Source organism: Paenibacillus sp. FSL R10-2788 (assembly GCF_038003885.1).
Lineage (GTDB): Bacteria > Bacillota > Bacilli > Paenibacillales > Paenibacillaceae > Paenibacillus_AQ > Paenibacillus_AQ odorifer.
Map to the genome: position 1 here is coordinate 309,735 of NZ_JBBOQA010000001.1, position 18,542 is coordinate 328,276.

Annotated in this window: 12 protein-coding genes and 1 pseudogene; 9 read left to right on the forward strand and 4 right to left on the reverse strand. The window is 48.1% G+C overall.

The window, feature by feature from the left end; translation table 11 throughout:
- Positions 1–42: 42 nt before the first annotated feature.
- Both NSQ50_RS01415 and NSQ50_RS01420 read right to left on the reverse strand, forming a co-directional pair.
- Positions 43–3,063 (reverse strand): DEAD/DEAH box helicase, encoded by a 3,021-nt coding sequence (locus NSQ50_RS01415; RefSeq protein ID WP_076224517.1) that lies wholly within the window; start codon positions 3,061–3,063, stop codon positions 43–45.
- Entirely contained in the window at positions 3,060–4,706 is a 1,647-nt protein-coding gene (locus NSQ50_RS01420) for an SWIM zinc finger family protein (protein ID WP_076224519.1), read from the reverse strand. Before NSQ50_RS01420 ends, NSQ50_RS01415 begins: the two co-directional genes overlap by 4 nt.
- A 409-nt stretch (positions 4,707–5,115) precedes the next feature.
- On the opposite strand from NSQ50_RS01420, the gene NSQ50_RS01425 reads away from it, so the two are divergent.
- Entirely contained in the window at positions 5,116–5,589 is a 474-nt protein-coding gene (locus NSQ50_RS01425) for an Hsp20/alpha crystallin family protein (RefSeq protein WP_076224521.1), read from the forward strand.
- A gap of 175 nt (positions 5,590–5,764) precedes the next feature.
- Positions 5,765–6,769 carry a DnaJ C-terminal domain-containing protein gene (locus NSQ50_RS01430; protein ID WP_179087765.1) on the forward strand — a complete coding sequence of 335 codons (1,005 nt, stop codon included), beginning with the start codon at positions 5,765–5,767 and terminating at the stop codon, positions 6,767–6,769.
- A gap of 1,074 nt (positions 6,770–7,843) precedes the next feature.
- Here the strand turns inward: NSQ50_RS01430 and NSQ50_RS01435 are convergent.
- Positions 7,844–7,987 (reverse strand): hypothetical protein, encoded by a 144-nt coding sequence (locus NSQ50_RS01435; protein ID WP_340949252.1) that lies wholly within the window; start codon positions 7,985–7,987, stop codon positions 7,844–7,846.
- 109 nt (positions 7,988–8,096) lie between these two features.
- On the opposite strand from NSQ50_RS01435, the gene clpB reads away from it, so the two are divergent.
- Positions 8,097–10,751 (forward strand): ATP-dependent chaperone ClpB, encoded by a 2,655-nt coding sequence (gene clpB, locus NSQ50_RS01440; RefSeq protein WP_076224527.1) that lies wholly within the window; start codon positions 8,097–8,099, stop codon positions 10,749–10,751.
- 55 nt (positions 10,752–10,806) lie between these two features.
- On the opposite strand, the gene NSQ50_RS01445 is transcribed toward clpB, so the two are convergent.
- Positions 10,807–12,384, reverse strand: coding sequence for a glycosyltransferase family 2 protein (locus tag NSQ50_RS01445; protein WP_038568244.1), 1,578 nt, complete (start codon positions 12,382–12,384; stop codon positions 10,807–10,809).
- 434 nt (positions 12,385–12,818) lie between these two features.
- Here NSQ50_RS01445 and NSQ50_RS01450 point away from each other — a divergent pair.
- The 6 genes and pseudogenes from NSQ50_RS01450 to NSQ50_RS01475 form a co-directional block, all read left to right on the forward strand.
- Positions 12,819–12,979 (forward strand): annotated as a pseudogene (locus NSQ50_RS01450) (peptidylprolyl isomerase); the annotation flags it as partial.
- A 127-nt stretch (positions 12,980–13,106) separates the two neighbouring features.
- On the forward strand, positions 13,107–14,723 hold the full coding sequence (locus NSQ50_RS01455; RefSeq protein ID WP_076141416.1) for an ABC transporter substrate-binding protein: 1,617 nt from the start codon (positions 13,107–13,109) through the stop codon (positions 14,721–14,723).
- 69 nt (positions 14,724–14,792) lie between these two features.
- Positions 14,793–15,743, forward strand: coding sequence for an ABC transporter permease (locus tag NSQ50_RS01460; RefSeq protein WP_036687292.1), 951 nt, complete (start codon positions 14,793–14,795; stop codon positions 15,741–15,743).
- A gap of 4 nt (positions 15,744–15,747) precedes the next feature.
- Entirely contained in the window at positions 15,748–16,593 is an 846-nt protein-coding gene (locus NSQ50_RS01465) for an ABC transporter permease (protein WP_036687295.1), read from the forward strand.
- Between the two features lie 15 nt (positions 16,594–16,608).
- Positions 16,609–17,628 carry an ABC transporter ATP-binding protein gene (locus NSQ50_RS01470; RefSeq protein ID WP_340949253.1) on the forward strand — a complete coding sequence of 340 codons (1,020 nt, stop codon included), beginning with the start codon at positions 16,609–16,611 and terminating at the stop codon, positions 17,626–17,628.
- Complete coding sequence (locus NSQ50_RS01475; protein WP_280513446.1) at positions 17,621–18,538, forward strand: ABC transporter ATP-binding protein; 918 nt, start codon at positions 17,621–17,623, stop codon at positions 18,536–18,538. The genes NSQ50_RS01470 and NSQ50_RS01475 overlap by 8 nt, the downstream gene beginning before the upstream one ends.
- Positions 18,539–18,542 lie beyond the last annotated feature (4 nt).

Sequence of the window (18,542 nt, forward strand, 5' to 3'; positions counted from 1 at the left end):
TGTGAAAAAGGAACATTCGCATCTACGCGAATGTTCCTTTTGCTAGTCATTTAAGTCTCTACGCAAGGTAAAGAGATCTTTCAGAGCCTCAGTGGACAGCTCGGTAATCCAGCCTTCTGAGCTGGAGATCACATTGTCGCTGAGCTGCTGCTTATTCTCCAGCATTTCATCAATCCGTTCTTCGAGTGTACCCAGGACGATGAACTTATGCACCTGGACATCACGAGTCTGGCCCATGCGGTAAGCGCGGTCAGTTGCCTGATTCTCCACCGCTGGATTCCACCAGCGGTCGAAGTGGAATACGTGATTGGCTGCAGTTAAGTTCAGGCCAACTCCCCCAGCTTTGAGTGAAAGGATGAATACATTCGGCTGATCAGACGGCGGTGCGTCTGGACGTGTAGACCCATCTTCCGCAGCAGGGGCTGGTGTCTGAAACCGCTCGATCATACGGTCGCGCGCCTGTTTGGAGGTGCTTCCGTTCAAATAAAGGACAGGTTCGCCCAGCTCCTGCTGGAGAACCGCCTGAAGCATTTTTCCCATACCCACATATTGAGTAAAAATCAGGCAGCGCTCGTCTTCCGCGCGCAGCTCCTTGACCATATCCAGCAGTCTTTCGAGTTTGGAGGAACGGTTAATAAGAAAGCTGGTATCCAGCTTGTTGTCCGTATCCAGTTCAGGGATAGCCTCTTTTGTTACAAGCATCGGGTGATCGCATAGCTGCTTAAGCCCGGTCAGAGCTCCAAGAATTGCCCCTTTGCGCTCAATGCCTTCCAGCTTCTTCATCCGTTCCAAGAGTCCATTTACGGTCTGATCGTAAAGCGCTGCTTGCTCGGCAGTCAGATGAACATAGGTTTTCATTTCGTTTTTATCAGGTAGATCGAGCTGTATATTAGGGTCTTTTTTCTTGCGGCGCAGCATGAAAGGTTTCACTAGATTTTGTAGGTCCGCTGTACGTTTCGCGTCGTGTTCCTTCTCAATAGCATTCGTGAATCGGTCATTAAAAGACTTGGCGCTGCCCAGATAACCTGGGGTTATAAAATCATAAATGGACCACAGCTCGGATAATCTGTTCTCTATAGGCGTCCCTGTTAAGGCAACCCGGTGTAGTGCTGGAAAACTACGTACAGCAGCGGATTGTTTGGTTTGGGCATTTTTAATATTTTGAGCTTCATCCAGGCAGATCGTCGCCCAAGTGAATTCCTTCAGCAGCTCCTGGTCAAGCGCGGCAGTCGCATAAGAGGTGAGTACCACATCGGCTTGCGAAGCTGCGCCATAGAAGAATCCTGCGTCCAGACGGCGGCTTCCGTAATGAAGCATAACATTCAACGAAGGCGCGAAGCGTTGCAGCTCCTTCTGCCAATTGCCTAACACGGAGGTCGGGCAGATGATCAATGAAGGCCAACCTGGTGGGTCGGTCTGCCGCCGGGCTGAGCTTGCATCCGTGTTCTCTTGGATGTGTAGCAGATAGGCGATGAGCTGTACTGTTTTGCCTAGTCCCATATCATCGGCTAGGCAGGCCCCCAGCCCAAAGCGGCGCAGAAAGGTCAGCCAAGCGAATCCTTCATGCTGATAGGTGCGCAGCTCCGCCTTAAGGCTTGCAGGTACGGGCGGCTTAGGCCATTCTGAGCGCTGGCCCAGCTGACCGATAAGGCTGATCAAATGCTCGTTCAGCTCTACCTCCAGACGCAGACGCGCGGCATCCTCTTGCAGCTGCTCTTCCGTAGCTTCAGCGTCTGCCTCTTCACCTGCTCCTAGCAAATGGAGCTGAAGCACGTCTTGGAAGGACAAGCCTTGCGACTTGTCCATTCCCGCCATGGCTCTTTGGATCTGCGCCAGCAGAGCCGGATCGAGTGAGACCCATTTGCCCTTGAAGCGGACGAGCCGCTCCCCTCTTGCGACCAGCTCGGCAAATTCGGCCTCAGTGAGATCCGCGTCGCCGATGGAGATTCGCCAATCGAAATCGATGATCGAATCGAGACCGAACAGCGACTCACCGCCGCTGCGTTTGTCTTCGCCGGAGCTGATCTTTGCGCGCAGGCGCGGCTTTTTCCGGCTGGCGGCTTCCCACCACGCCGGCAGCAGCACTTGCCAGCCTGCTTCCAGCAGCCGCTGGCTCTCGGCCGTCAAGAACCGCCAGGCGATGGCATCGCTGAGCGGCTCGGCCAGCACATCGCCGCCCGCCGCGAAGCGCTCGGGCGGCAGACTGCCGCGGAGGCCCTCCAGCCATCCCGCGGCCCGTTCATGCACGTGAGCCGACCACGCGGCCGGCCACAAGCCGTACGGCTCGCCGTTATCGGCGAGCCTGATGGGAACAAGCGCGGATTCATCGCGCTTGTCCTGAAGGATCAGCTGCAGCCGCCAATAGGATTCATCCTCATCGGGCTCCAGCAGCTGTAGAGCGGGCCGGAAAGGCGCGGTGTCCGCCTTCCAGCCAATGGCGATAAGCCACGCGGCGGTATCCATGCCCGCTGCAAGTGCTCCGCTTCTATCGAAGAGAAGCGGGAATTCGCTGCGGAGGTCGCCGGCCTCGGCCTCCGTGCTGTAATAGCGCTGCGATACGGCGGCAGAGAACGCCGCACGTAATCCGCGGCTAAATTCGCTGCCGCCATTTAGCGCCTCAAGGGCTCCCTTAGCAGTGTCACTGTCCACTGCCACCTGCGCAAGAGCCCCTTCGTCCCAAGTCCATTGCAGCCTCCCGGCGCGGTAGGCTGAGATGTCGGGAATATACTGTTTGTGCTCCAGACATATTGCCAAAAGTGGCGCCAGTTCTGTGAGCTGGGCGGCATCGCCCTCCCAGCTCCATTCGATATGCGCCAGAAGCTTCTGCTCGGCAAAGAAGGGGATGACCTGCTCAGCAGGAAGAATCACTAGCTCCACGCCTTCGCCAGCTGGCTGCACGGTTAACTCCGTACCATAAAAAGACGCTTCATGCCAGGCGAAAAGCCGCTGCTTAAGCTGCAAGCCCGGCACGAGATCTTCGCGCTCATTCATTCCAAATATTAAAGCATCGCCATACTGGCTTAATGCAAGCCGGATGGTCAGCGTGCGTAAATGCATGTTCATGGTATTAGCTTTCCTTTCCGAAGCTCCTCTTGCAGCGCACGGAGCCTGCTATGCCTAATGGCGAAGGCAGTGAGGAACTCTTCCCAGCGTTCTTCTTGTTTCAGCTTTTTATACAGCTTGGATAATCGTTTCAATAATTTCACAGCCGCTTTGTAGCTATGTCTGTTCTTATCCAGCACAAATCTTTCGGCGGCCTGATGGTAAAAGGGCAGCAGAACCTCAGGCGCATTCTTTTCCACCGGTTGGAGGTCTTTGACACGAAATTCGGAGGGCTGTTTACCGATGGACAGCTGATAATCCATCCAGGTCTGCCATTTCTCATAGGTGATTAGCTTCTCTTCATAGACTTCGCCAGAGATAGGTAACATGGTGGCTAGTGTATCCCACATTTGCGGCTCAGCTTCAGGCAGGTGGCGAACAGCTTCTTCCCAACTGGTTGAATAGCTATTGAGATTATAGAGTCTGCTGCTCAGCAGTGGACCGATTTGAGCAAGCCAACCCACCAAACGGGACCAGTCCCCTGCAGCCAGCAGCGGAAAGGTGAAGCTCATGAGCTCATCGGGATGGAGACCCGGGCGCTCGGCCGCTTTATTCAATAAGTCCCAAGCCTTCTGGTCATCCATCAGATAGTAATACATACGGCTCTGAGCTAACAGCCACGCATGTTGTGAAAGGGAAGCACCTAATTCACCTTCTGCTTGCTGCAGCTGTTCGATTTCATTCAGGTAAAGCTTAGTTCCACCTATATTCGGATAAATCCAATTTCTCCACAGCAGATCATAGCTAAGAGAAAAAGAGGGTTGATCCCGTGAGCGATCCCGTGACTCCATCAACATCTCGCGCCGCAGATAAGATAAAGTATCGATGACGTATGGCCATAGATCCTGCTCTTGCTCGGGGGACAGCGGAAGTGTCTTTTTTAAAAGACCTGTGATTACTTCCTGTAGCTCTGAGACCGCTACCTGTGTGTAATAACCAAGAGAAGGGGCGTAAGCGGCCTGACCGACGGATTGCGCAGAAGGCTTAGCAAGCTTTTCCAACAGAAAAAGATGAGCATGCAGAGTGAATAGCTTCTCCGTTTCCGGAAGCATTTTCGGTTTGAATTTATTGATTGCAGACAAGGCCCGACTCACATATTCAGGATTTCGGGTGGTATGGGCTAGAGGGGAGACACAGAATTCAAAATACTCCCGCCACTCCGTGATTTTTCCGCCAGCAATGCGGTTGGCCATCTCTTTCATTTGCTGCTGACGAGTTGCATCGGCTCCAATAGAGGCATTTGTTGCTGTGCTTGATATTTTGGGCAAAAAGGATGCAGCTTTAGCGTTGGCCAGAACCTGTACAGATCTATTCTGTTGTTCGGCATAATTCAGCAGCACAGCAGCCATATGTTTGCAATGACCTGATACTGGACAATTACAATGACAATTGGTGAAGCCGTCGAGATCAATGGTGACGCGGTAATCCTCTCTACCTTCAACTAGAGCGTTAATCTTACGAGGCTCCGTCATGGTAAACGGCTGCACTCGATTTTGTTTATAATATTGGAACCCTCGCTTGAGGGTAAGATCATCGAAATAATAGGCGACATTTTGGATGAGCTTACTCCACTGCGTATCATCCATAGCATAGGTTGGTTGCATACAATTGGTCTCCTGTAACGAAAATGGTCTTTATTTGTCTTTCATTATATCACTTCTGCAGGTTTCATCTTTAAATCGTTAAATTTTGATAGCTCGTAAGGAAACTCCGTTTAAAAGCTGGCGTGGAGATGATTAGAAGCTAATGGCTTGTATTGAACGGAAGGTCTGAACATATAATAATCGTACTGCAAGTTGGGTCATGATTATATAGGTGTCATTTACGAAAGATCAAACAAAGGTCAAAATTGGTCAAATAAATAAAAAGAACTAATTTTCTCGTGTGAAATCAGTTAATTCGCCTGAATTTGAGCGATAATCGGCTTAAATCGGTTTTGTTATTCCTCAGTTAGGGGACTATAATAAGGTCATAGGTCAAATAAAGTCAAAGTCAATGAGAGGAGAATGGATAATGTTTGATATGGTTCCTTTTGGTAAACGGAGAGATGATGCTTTTGGTATGCTGGCTAAGTCTTTGAATGATGTTTTTAATGATGATTTTTTTGCACCGATTAAGAGTTCCGCGATGTCGTTCAGAACAGATATTCGTGAGAGTGAGCAGGCTTACCTGATTGAAGCTGAACTTCCTGGTTTGAAAAAAGAAGAAATCGACATTGATTATGCCAGTCCTTATTTGACGATTAAAGCGGTACGTAAGGAAGAAAATGCCGAGGAGAACAATGAACATCAGATTGTACGCAGAGAACGTCGATATGGTGAATATGTGCGCAGATTCTATGTTCAAGATATTGCCGAGGAAGAAATTCGCGCGTCTTTGAAAGATGGAGTGCTGAAGCTGGAAGTTCCCAAACGGCAAAAAATGCAAGGTAAACGCATCGAGATTCAAGACGGAGATTCTAATTCTACCGGTTCGCAGTCTGAATAAGCATAAATTAAGCGGAATGGACTTCCGCTCAGCCTTTTAGAGATGGCAGCGGGCTTTTAATATAGTGTTATGAATAGAAGGCGCATTGTAGTGGAGGATTCCGGCTATGGTGCGTCTTTTCTCGGAGTGCAATGGTGGTCAATATGAGAATAGGGATGGAAAGGAGGAAGCGCGAGTGGCTAGTAAAAGCTATTATGATGCTTTGGGTGTGAGCAAAAAAGCTACTAAACAGGAAATTAAAAAGGCTTATCAGAAGCTTGCCAAGAAGTGGCATCCCGATGTTAACAAAGCCCCTGAGGCAGAGGCGAAATTCAAAGAAGCGGCTGAAGCCTATGAAGTGCTTGGTAATGAGGATAAACGAAAACTCTATGATGAAGAGCTGCTTTATGGAGCTCAACGTGGCAGAGCTAGTGGAGGGGCGGCGAGTGGAGCCTCTTCTTGGGATTCAAAATTTGGTGGAAGTGGAAGTGGAAGCTGGAACGGTGGGACTTATTCAACGGGAGGTTCTGGTATTTCGGAGGAAGATTTATTCGGGATGTTTTTTGGAAATCGGGGCTCGGCGGATCGGGCTGGCTTTGATTTTTTCTCGGGAAGTGGAACGGGGCGTGCGAATGGCAATCCGTGGGGCGAGGCCCGCAGTACTATGCAGGCGCAGCTGGATATTACCTTGGAGCAGGCTTATAAGGGCGCCACTGTAAGAGTACAGGTCAGCGACAAAACGGTGGATGTGAACATTCCGCCTAGATCCTATGAGGGTACAATTATTAAAATCGCGGGAAACACTCCGGGTGGCGACGTGCTGCTGGCACTTCATATTCTTCCTCATGATATTTATGAGATTCGCGATGGTGACTTATATGGCATGGTTGAAATTGCTTCTTGGCAAGCGGTATTGGGCGGAGAAGTGAAGGTTCCATTACCGGGTGGCGGCGCCGTGAAATTGAAGATTCCAGCAGGAATTCAGAGCGGTAAAACGCTACGCATCCCCGGCAAGGGCTTAAAACGTGAGAATGGTGCGAACGGCGATATTTTATTTGGTATTGAGATTGTTATCCCTGAACCCACCAGCGAAGCGGAGAAAAATCTGTACCGAAAGCTGGCAGACTCCAGCCCTTTCGAAGCCAGAGCTAAACGTCAAAACACTGGCACCCAGCGGCAGAAGGCGAAAGTGGGTAATTAATAGATAGGTAGAAGAGGTAGAGGTGAGGTGATTTCACTCGTTTGTGATCAACTCTGATTGGTGAAAGGCTGAATTGAATGCTAGTTGCAGAACAGTAACTTATTTAGCCACTAACTATAAATGAACGTTTCGCTCAAACGGTGAAAGTCGGCACTATGGTGGGAAAAGAGAGTCAAAAGTGTACTAGAAAGCGCTAGATGAGGCTCGTTGGTCGAAAAGAAAGGCAAAAGTGCCTTAGAAAGTGCCGAATCAGGCTCGTTGTTCGAAAAGAAAGTCAAAAGTGCCTTAGAATGTGACGAATGGGGCTCGTCTGGCGAAAAGAGAGGCAAAAGTGCCTTAGAGTGCGTCGAATGGGGCTCGATGTGCGAAAAGAACGGTATAAATCCCGTAGAATGAGCACAAACCAGCCAGTTACTCGAAAAGAGCGGCAAAAATCCCGTAGATTGGGCGCAAAGCGTTCAGTTACTCGAAAAGAACGGCAAAAATCCCGTAGAATGAGAGCAAACCAGCCAGTTACTCGAAAAGAACGGTAAAAATCCCGTAGAATGAGCACAAAACGGCCAGTTACTCGAAAAGAACGGCAAAAATCCCGCAGAATGAGCGCAAATCAGCTAGTTACTCGAAAAGAGCGGTAAAAATCCCGTAGAATGAGAGCAAACCAGCTAGTTATAAGAAAAGAACGGTAAAAATCCCGCAGAATGAGCGCAAATCAGCCAGTTACTCGAAAAGAACGGTATAAATCCCGTAGATTGAGTACAAAACGGCTAGTTACTCGAAAAGAGCGGTAAAAATCCCGCAGAATGAGAGCAAACCAGCCAGTTACTCGAAAAGAACGGTAAAAGTCCCGTAGAACGAGCGTAAACCAGCTAGTTACTCGAAAAGAACGGTAAAAATCCCGCAGAATGAGAGCAAATCAGCTAGTTACTCGAAAAGAGCGGTAAAAATCCCGCTGATTGAGCGTAAACCAGCCAGTTACTCGAAATAAGCGGGATAAATCCCGTAGAATGAGTGCAAGCCAACTAGTTACTCGAAAAGAACGGTAAAAATCCCGTAGATCGAGAGCAAACCAGCTAGTTACTCAAAAAGAACGGTAAAAATCCCGTAGAATGAGCGCAAACCAGCCACTAGTCCGAAAAGAACGGTATAAATCCCGTAGAATGAGCGCAAACCAGCCACTAGTCCGAAAAGAACGGTATAAATCCCGCAGAATGAGCGCAAAACGGCTAGTTACTCGAAATAAGCGGGATAAATCCCGCTAAATTAACCTATCCCCGGCCAAAAAGGCCGATTTAATATAATCACTCTTAAATAGAAAGGTGAGAGAGCTATGGATTTCAATAAATTAACTCAAAAGCTGCAGGAAGCAGTGGCTGCGGCGCAGTCGCTGGCATCAGACAGCGGTCATCAGGAGATCGATAATCTCCATCTGTTAAAAGCGTTGCTTCAGCAGCAAGAAGGTTTGCTGCCAAGATTGCTGCAAAAGATGAATATCCCTGTGGCTGAGCTGATGCGCAGCACGGATGAATTGCTTCAACGCAAGCCGAGCATCAGCGGGTCAGGAGCAAGCACGGTACGGCGTTACGCCTCGCAATCGCTGATTCATCTGCTGGAGCAGGCGGAGAAGGAAGCGGCGAAGATGCAGGATGAGTTTGTTTCTGTGGAGCATGCTGTGCTGGCCATGGTGTCAGATTCGAGCGGGGAGAATCGTGAGCTAAGGGATCTTTTTGTCCGCCGTGGGCTGACCCGTGAGAAGCTGATGTCGGTGCTTGCTGAGATTCGTGGACATCAGCGGGTAACCAGCCGGGAGCCAGAAGCTACTTATGAGGTGCTGGAGAAATACGGCCGTGATCTTGTAGCTGAGGTTCGCGCGGGCAAGATTGATCCAGTCATTGGTCGTGATGGCGAGATCCGCCGAGTAATCCGGATTTTGTCCCGTAAAACGAAAAATAACCCTGTGCTGATCGGTGAACCAGGTGTAGGGAAAACAGCCATTGTAGAAGGCTTGGCACACCGGATTGTACGCAGAGACGTACCGGAGGGTCTGAAGGATAAGACGATTTTTTCACTGGATATGAGTTCACTTGTGGCAGGCGCGAAGTTTCGTGGTGAATTCGAAGAACGCCTGCAGGCGGTATTGAGAGAGGTTCGCGAAAGCAACGGCCGCATTATTCTTTTTATTGATGAGCTGCATACGATTGTGGGCGCAGGTAAAACCGAAGGCTCGATGGATGCGGGTAATATGCTGAAGCCGATGTTGGCCCGGGGTGAGCTGCATTGTATCGGTGCCACAACGCTCGATGAATATCGCAAATATATAGAGAAGGACCCTGCGCTGGAACGCCGTTTCCAACAGGTGCTCGTGAGCGAACCCGATGTAGAGGATACGATCTCCATTTTGCGTGGTCTGAAGGAGCGGTTTGAAGTCCACCACGGGGTCAAAATCCATGACAGCGCCCTGGTAGCCGCAGGGGTATTGTCCAATCGTTATATTACGGATCGATTTTTACCGGATAAGGCGATTGACCTAGTGGACGAGGCTTGCGCCATGATCCGCACAGAGATAGACTCCATGCCGGGTGAGATGGATGAAGTGACCCGCCGCCTGATGCAGATGGAGATTGAAGAAGCGGCGCTTAAAAAAGAAACTGATGACGCCAGCAAACGCCGACTCGAAATATTGCAGCGCGAGCTCGCTGACCTGAAGGAGAAGCAGCTAGGGATGACGGCGCGCTGGGAGAAAGAGAAGTCGGCCATCCAAGGGATTCGCGACCTCAAAAAACGGCTGGAGCAAGCACGTAAGGATCTGGTCGATGCACAGGAGGAATATGATCTTAATAAGTCAGCCGAACTGAGCTACGGCATTATTCCTGATCTGGAGCGTCAGTTGAAAGCAGCGGAAGAAGCGGCACAGCAGGATCAGGATACAAGATTGCTACGTGAGGCTGTTACTGAAGAGGAAATCGCAGATATTGTCTCCCGCTGGACCGGCGTTCCGGTTAGCCGACTGGTAGAAGGCGAACGGGATAAGCTGCTGCGTCTGGAGGATACGCTGCATGAACGGGTAGTGGGCCAAGACGAAGCCGTCAGCTTGGTGGCCGATGCGGTGCTTCGGGCAAGAGCAGGAATCAAAGATCCGAATCGCCCGATTGGTTCATTCCTGTTCCTTGGCCCGACGGGTGTAGGGAAGACTGAGCTGGCTAAGTCGCTTGCGGTATCTCTTTTTGACCGCGAAGATGGCATGATCCGTATAGATATGTCGGAGTATATGGAAAAGCATAGTGTCTCCCGTCTCGTCGGCGCACCTCCAGGATATGTTGGATATGAGGAAGGCGGGCAGCTCACGGAAGCTGTGCGGCGTCAGCCTTATACTGTAGTGCTGCTCGATGAAGTGGAAAAGGCGCATCCCGATGTGTTTAACATTCTGCTGCAGCTGCTTGATGATGGACGGCTGACTGATTCACAAGGCCGAATGGTTGACTTCAAGAATACAATCATCATTATGACTTCTAATATCGGTTCACCTCATCTGATTCAAGGCACCGATGAAAAAGGTCAGCTCACGGAAGCTGCCAAGGATAGAGTGATGAAGGAACTGAGTGGTCATTTCCGTCCAGAGTTCCTGAACCGGGTGGATGACATTGTAATGTTCAAGCCGCTGACACTGGGTGAGATCGAGAAAATTGTGGACAAACTGGTGGATGGATTGCGTCTACGTCTGGCAGAACGGGAGATCGGGCTGGCATTAACTGAATCGGCGGTGCGTTTTATCGCTAAGGAAGGTTTTGATCCTGTGTATGGGGCAAGACCGTTGAAAAGATTCATCCAGCGCAGCTTGGAGACACGTGTGGCACGTGCGATTATTGCTGGTGAAGCCGCAGAGGGATCAGTTATTCAGGTAGATGAATCCGGCAACGAGCTTGCGGTAACCATTCTGAAGCCAGAAGTCGATGGGCCACAGAGTTCTGAATTGAGTTCTGAATAAAAAAAGCGTCCACAAAACCGTAACGGCTTTGTGGACGTCCTTTTTATGGTAAGCCTCACTCCACCCAAGGGATTAGATGAGGCTGTTCATCCAAGATGGACATATATTGCTCTTTCCAGCCGTATTTGCCGTCGGGGTCGAGGAGCATATAACGCAGATATTTTTCGAGCCGGAACTCGGCTTTGGACCAACCGAGATGCTTGAGCCGCAGGTTGCTTAGCTGATGAGACAGCTCGAAGATATTTTCCGGGAATCGCCCACAGTGCTGTGGGGATTCATTCCATACATAGTTGAAGTCTTCTTTATAGCGAAGCAAAAAAGGGCGGTAGTTCAGATGAGAGCGCCAGTAGGTATCCTCCCTGTAATGGTTCGCGTTCCATAAATCGTAAAGGCGGAAGCAGAACAGATCGACCCCATCTGCATACAGCAAGGTATCTATATTTTCCGCAAAGCTGGCTTCAAAGATCTCATCCGCGTCCAGACTCAGAATCCACTCGGGATTTGTCTTTAGGACTTCCTCCCACTGCTGTTTTCGCAGCTCAATTTCATTGCTGAACTTGGATTCGGTATTATGCACGAGATGAACGGGAATGCCGTCAAGTGCTTCCAGACAGACAGCTGCTGTATTGTCGGTGCTGCCGTCATCAATAATGACAGCCTCATCGATATATTTGCGGTGTTCCTCCAGAACCTGTTGCAGGAAGCGCCCGCTTTCATTTTTTACAACCATGGTAAGGGTTAGCTTGGGGCGCTTTTTGGTTATAGGAGCAGCTGCAGCCTCATTGGAATTTTCCTCGATGGGTGTGGGTGCCGATTCAGCTTTTACCCCTGTTGTTTCTCTGATGAAATCTTCAACCTTGTTCAAATCACTATCTCTGTACAAATGAAGGGCAGGATAATGGGTGTCAACAAATAGCGGAATGCCAAGGGCCGCGGCACGAATGCAGAAATGGCGATCCTCGCCCCAGTATGAAATGTTCCGGATCTGATTGTAGCTTACCCCGGCTTTTAACGCATGCTGGCTAATCAATGTACAAGCGCCGAGACCCCCCACTTCATAGATTCCAGGATTGCGGAGTTTGGCTATGAATTCATGAAATCTGCGGTTGATCTCCTCGGGTTGCAGTTTTTCGCCGGGAAGTATCTCCCACTGATTGTATTCGTCATGCATCCAGACCTGCGGCTGAAACATGGTATCTGGCTGCCACTGTGTCCAAAATACTTCTGAAATAATATCTTTGTTCGTCCCTATTAAATGTCTTAGCGTATCTGGGTGGAGGATGAGGTCAGAGTCGATCAGGAAGAGGTAGTCATAGTTCAGGGTTTGCGCTCGGTTAATCATGAGGTTTTTGAAGTTGGCGACTTTCCAGACTAAATCAGAATTCCAAAAGTGGGTCGTATCATTGCGAATGTACGCATCGTGAAAGCCGGAGCTTTGAATAAAAATATGCTCACCCTTGCTTTTGAATTCCTGGAGCAACCGGCTGGACGCTTCATCATCATTGTCATCAATCAGATGGAAATCCAGTTCGATTTGCTCGATATTCAGGCGCAGCAGGGAATTCAGAAATTCTCGCAACACATTGGGCTTTTGATGGATCGGGCTGCCGATTAATACGCGTGTCTTATTCATTGCGGCCTCCTTGGGGGACTCTCCCTTTCTTCCGAGAGGTATAGGTATGTTCTCAATATATTTACAGTTAGATAGTAATAATCCTTATTTCGCAAAGTTCTTATAGTAAATGAGAAATGAGAGTTGGATAAATTGAACTTTTTAGATATATTAATTTTTATGGATCTGCTGTACAATTACCGGATAATTAGATAAGAATGCCAGCCAGATGAGCACAGGAATGAGACTATGGATAAATCACCACAAAAAGCTCAGTAGTTAATCGATCTGTTACTGGCCATGAATCCTCGTGCGGATGTGTTCTGGTATGATGCAAAGGTAAATACCGACCTCTGCTGGATGGGGATGTTGAGGAAATATACGTACCGGAAGAGACAGCGAAGACTGAAGCTCATATTGGTGGCTGAACAGAGTTTAGGAGAGTAGTCACGATGAAGCTGGTCCATCAAGGTTTTTATAACGGTCTGACTTTCCAACGTGTGGTTCGTGGATTTATTGTCCAAGGGGGTATTGCGACCCTTGGCATACTGTATTCGGAAGAGTCATTTCAGGTATGGACCATGTGGATACTTTAAAGCGTGGGGATGAGTCATGAAAAAGGTCGGAATTATCAGTTCCCTCAATATTACATTAATGTGAAATGCTATCCATTGTAATTCCTAGTATCCCGATATACAATATAAAAAACAAACAAAGACAATATAGACACGGGGGAGAAACTTATGCGTAAAGGATTATCTGGAGTTATTACTTTGGTTTTGTTAACATTTTTGATTAGCGCGTGCTCCGGGGGAAATAACGCCGCTTCCACAAATACAAATCAGACGCCTACGGCTACTGAAGGATCGACAGCAAGCACTGAACCAAAAGATGGTGGCAACTTAATTATTGGGGTCGCTGCAGATCCTGTCATTCTAAATCCGAACTATGCTGGTGATCGTGTCAGTCTGACGATTGACCAAGCGCTCTACGCGCCATTGTTCCAAGTGAATAACGGAGAGAAGACCTTCTACTTGGCAGACAGCCTGACACTTTCCGAAGATAACCTGACTTATACATTGAAACTGAAAAGTGGACTAACTTGGCATGACGGAGAAAAGCTTACAGCTGACGATGTCGTGTTCACGATTGATAGCATCCTCGATGAGAAGCAAAACAGCATGTTGAGAGCGAACTTATTCATCGGTGATAAACCCGTTAAGGCAGTTAAGGTGGATGATCTGACTGTAGAGTTCAAGCTTCCGCAGGTCAGCCCAGCTTTTGAAGCTACACTAGTGCAAGTATTTCCGATTCCAAAGCATATTTTTGAGAATGAGACGGATCTAGAGAAAAGCACCAAGAATGCTGCTCCGGTTGGATCTGGCCCATTTAAATTTAAAGAATACAAAGCAGGCGAATATGTTACGCTCGAGAGATTTGATAACTACTTTGGTGGCAAACCACATCTTGATTCTATAACGTACCGGATTGCTAAAGATACGAATGCTGCGAATCTCGCACTTCAGAATGGTGAGATCAACATTAAATATCTAGATCCACAGGATGTTGGAACGATTGAGGCTTCGAACAATTTCGAAATCCTGCCTTATAGTGAAGGCCGATTGTCCTACCTGTTGTTCAATGCAAACAGTGATAGAGGTGCTCTTGCTAAAAAAGAAGTTCGTCAAGCCTTGTCTCTAGCCCTAAGTCGTGATGAAATCATTCAGGCTGCTTATACTTCTAACGAGTATGCAGACCCGGCGAAGTCCTTTTTGACTCCGGATGCATTGTTCTATACTAATGACGTACCTTCTTTTGATAATGATGTAGAAAAAGCCAAAGAGCTTCTGCAATCGGCAGGGGTTAGCGATCTGAAATTGAGATTGATTGTATCGAGCGGTAATAAAGCTCAGGAAGCCATTTCACTATACGTGCAGCAAAAGCTAAAGGCCATTGGCGCTGAAGTTGAACTGCAAAATATGGATGCCTCGGCATATGGTCAGAAATTCAGTGATATGAATTCAACAGATTTTGAACTTGCGATTGCAGGTTATATTATGGGTTACGATCCTGATGCTTACAGAATTTTGTATACATCTACTGCAGACTCTAACTACTCGCATTATAATAATGCTGAAGTCGATAAGTTGTTCAATGATGGTGCAGGAGAAGCAGATGTGACTAAACGTGGTGAGATCTATAAGAAGATCCAAGAGATCATTGCTGATGATGCACCGATTTATCCAATTGCTAATACTAAGACTATTGTAGCTGTCTCCAAGAACTACGGCGGTCTAGAAGAAGCAGTCTTGAAGCCTGTCGTTATTTTTGAAGATTTATCGAAAATCTACCTTAAATAAGAACGGGAAAAAATAAGCTGGTCAATCCAGCTTATTTTTTTACCGATATAGAACTGGGAGAATATACGTATGAGACAACTTATCGTCCGAAGATTACTGCAAACCCTGCCGATGCTGTTTTTTGTCTCGGTTGTGTGCTTTGCGATGATTAAGCTGGCTCCGGGGGATCCGGTACTATCCTTCGTTACGCCGAATATGCACGCGGATGATATTGAGCGCATCCGGCATAACCTTGGGCTGGATAAGCCAGCCTACATTCAATATTTTATATGGATCAAAGAAGTACTGCAGGGCAATTTCGGTTATTCCCTTGTGAATCATCAGCCTGTATTGGAGCAAATTCTAGAACGTTTACCTGCAACAGCAGGTTTGATGGGCAGTGCAATCGGCTTAGCCGTTCTGTTGGCGATCCCGATGGGTCTGCTTGCTGGAGCTAACCGGAACCGCTGGGTGGATAAACTAATTAACTTTTTATCCTATATCGGAATTTCAGTACCTTTATTTTGGCTGGCCATATTACTTATGTACTTATTTGCAATTAAGCTGCACCTGCTGCCTATTATGGGGATGCGAACCATTGGTGTGGAATCAGCGGTTGATGTATTGAAGCATGGTATTCTGCCTTGCGCCGTATTGGCTTTTGGATTTCTGGCCGGTTACGTACGATACATCCGCTCTAGTACGATTGGACAGCTAAAAGAAGAGTATGTGCAGATTCAATATGCTTTTGGATCCAGCAAGACAACGATTCTGTTCCGTCACGTGCTTAAGCATGTACTGTTGCCAGTAATTACATTGCTCGGGATGTCGATGGGTGATCTGGTGGCGGGTGCAATTGTAACGGAGACGGTATTTTCATGGCCGGGTATTGGCTCTTTAGGGATGACTGCGGTTAAAGGGATGGATTATCCCGTAATTATGGGAATAACTTTGTTCTCTTCTTTAATGCTGATCATCGGCAATCTGGTCGCGGATATTCTATATAGCTTCGTGGACCCACGAATTAAATTAACGAGGTGACCTCATGAATCGCAGTAAATGGAAAAGTGTTGGAGATGAGCTATTTACGAATAAATTGGGTGTCGCAGCCCTCATTACTTTAATCGTCTTCACACTAGGCTCTATATTTGCTTTTTTGTCCGGACATGATCCGAATGCAATGGATGTTTTGGCACGTTTGAAAGCGCCCGGAGCGGATCATTGGTTTGGTACGGATGATTACGGCCGGGATTATTTTGCCCGAGCTTTGTATGGTGGCCGGGTATCTTTGCTAGTTGGTTTTGCTTCAATGATCATTGCCACGGGTATAGGTGTGACGGTGGGCGTAATCAGTGGATATTTTGGCGGATGGATTGATAATCTATTGATGCGGATGCTTGATGTAGTGATGTCCATTCCATCTTTCCTTGTGCTGCTGCTGCTCAGCGTATTTCTGAAGCCGAGTGTAGGAAACATCATTTTAATTATTGCTCTATTAATGTGGATGAACATTGCCCGTGTGATTCGTGCGGAGACGATGACGATTAAAGAACGGGAATATGTACTATATGCAAAAGCTTCCGGCCAGAGCAACTTCGGAATTATCTGGCGTCATATTCTTCCGGGGCTAGTACCTGTTGTGATTGTAGGTGCGACGAATAATATCGCTTCCGCGATTATGATGGAGTCGTCCCTAAGCTTCCTTGGGTTCGGGGTACAACCTCCGAATGCCACTTGGGGCAGTATGCTTAACAATGCACAGGGATATATCGCTCAGGCACCTTATTTGGCATTGTTCCCGGGGTTATTGATACTACTAACGGTTCTGAGCTTTAATGTTCTGGGCGATATTTTGCGGGTTGGCTTTGAACCGAAGCTGATCCGAAGATAGGAGTGTGAAGACATCATGACGGAACAGCTATTGTCTGTTGAGAATTTGAAGGTTTCCTTCCAAACTCGAGATGGGGAGAATCAGGCAGTTCGTGGCGTTAGCTTTCATATAGATGCTGGAGAAACGGTAGGGATTGTTGGTGAATCCGGAAGCGGGAAAAGTGTAACTGCGAAGGCGATTATGTCGTTGATTACACCTCCGGGTAAAATTATCGCTGGAAATATCAATTTTCGTGGTGAGAATTTATCTAACCTTTCGGAAAAAGAGTGGAGAAAACTGCGTGGCAACCGCATAGCGATGGTGTTTCAGGATCCCATGACCTCTCTTAATCCTGTGAAAAAAATCGGCCAGCAGCTTACGGAGGTCATCCGGCGGCATCGCGGCTTAAATAAGGAAGAAGCGTTCAAAGAAGCAGCAAGTATCCTGCGGCAGGTGGGTATAAATAATCCTGAGCAGCGGCTGCAGCAGTATCCGCATGAATTCAGCGGCGGGATGCGGCAGCGGGTCATGATCGCCATGGCTCTTTCCTGCCAGCCAGAGCTATTGATTGCGGATGAGCCGACAACTGCGCTTGATGTAACGATACAGGCCCAAATTCTTGAACTTTTTAAAGAGCTAAAAAATAATACCAGTACAGCTATAGCACTGATCACCCATGATTTGGGTGTGGTGGCTCAGGTATGTACACGGGTTATCGTAATGTATGGTGGACTAGTGATGGAGGAAGGTACGGTGGAGGATATTTTTTACCGCCCACAGCATCCTTACACGAAAGGTCTGCTTCGCTCGATCCCGAAACGTGACGGCAAATCACGTGAACGTCTGATTCCAATCGAAGGCACACCTCCGGATTTGTTGAATCCTCCTTCTGGCTGTCCCTTTATGGAGCGTTGCCCTAATGCTTTTGCCCGTTGCAGCGAACGTCCTCCGGTAATCGAATTATCGCCCGGTCACCGTTCGATGTGCTGGTTAGCAGATGGTGTGCAGGAGACTCCAGCCGTAGCTGGCGTTGAAGGGAGCGGTTCGGTTGAGTGACAATAAGATTCTAGTGGACGTAAATAATCTCAAAAAACATTTCTCCAAAGGCAAGGATATGTGGGGACGCGATACATCGGTGCTTAAGGCAGTAGATGGCGTAAGCTTTCAGATTCGTCAGGGAGAGACCTTTGGGCTGGTTGGAGAGTCAGGAAGCGGCAAGTCCACGGTTGGACGCTGCTTGCTGCGCTTATATGATTACACAGACGGTGAAGTGTCTTTTGACGGGCAGCCGCTGAGCAAGCTTGGAGAGAAGCAGTTAAAACCTTTTCGCAGACGCATTCAGTCGATCTTCCAAGATCCCTATTCTTCACTTAATCCAAGCTTAAATGTGCTTGATCTGATCAGTGAGCCTATGAAAATCCACGGCATCCACGAAGGTGAAGAACGCAAAGAAGCTGTTGCGGCATTGCTGGAAAAGGTAGGTTTAAAAAGAGAACATCTCTACCGCTTCCCGCATGAATTCAGCGGTGGACAACGCCAGCGGATTTCGATTGCCAGAGCATTGTCCGTAAGACCTGAGTTTGTCGTGTGTGATGAGCCGATCTCAGCGCTGGACGTGTCTGTCCAGGCCCAGGTAGTGAACATGCTGGAGGATTTGCAGTCCGAATTTGGCTTGACCTATCTCTTTGTCGCACATGATCTGTCGATGGTACGGCATATTTCTGACCGGATCGGCGTGATGTATGGCGGTCGACTAGTAGAGGTAGCCGAAAGTGATGAGCTGTACGATAATCCTATTCATCCTTATACAAAGGCGCTGCTGTCTTCCATCTTGGAGACGGATCCCCGGCGGGCCAATCAGAGAATTATTTTAGACGGATACTCGCAAGAGTACGGCAGAGCTGAGACTTCTACACTACAGGAAGTAAGCCCGGGCCATTATGTTGCTTATGATTTTACGGTATGATTAG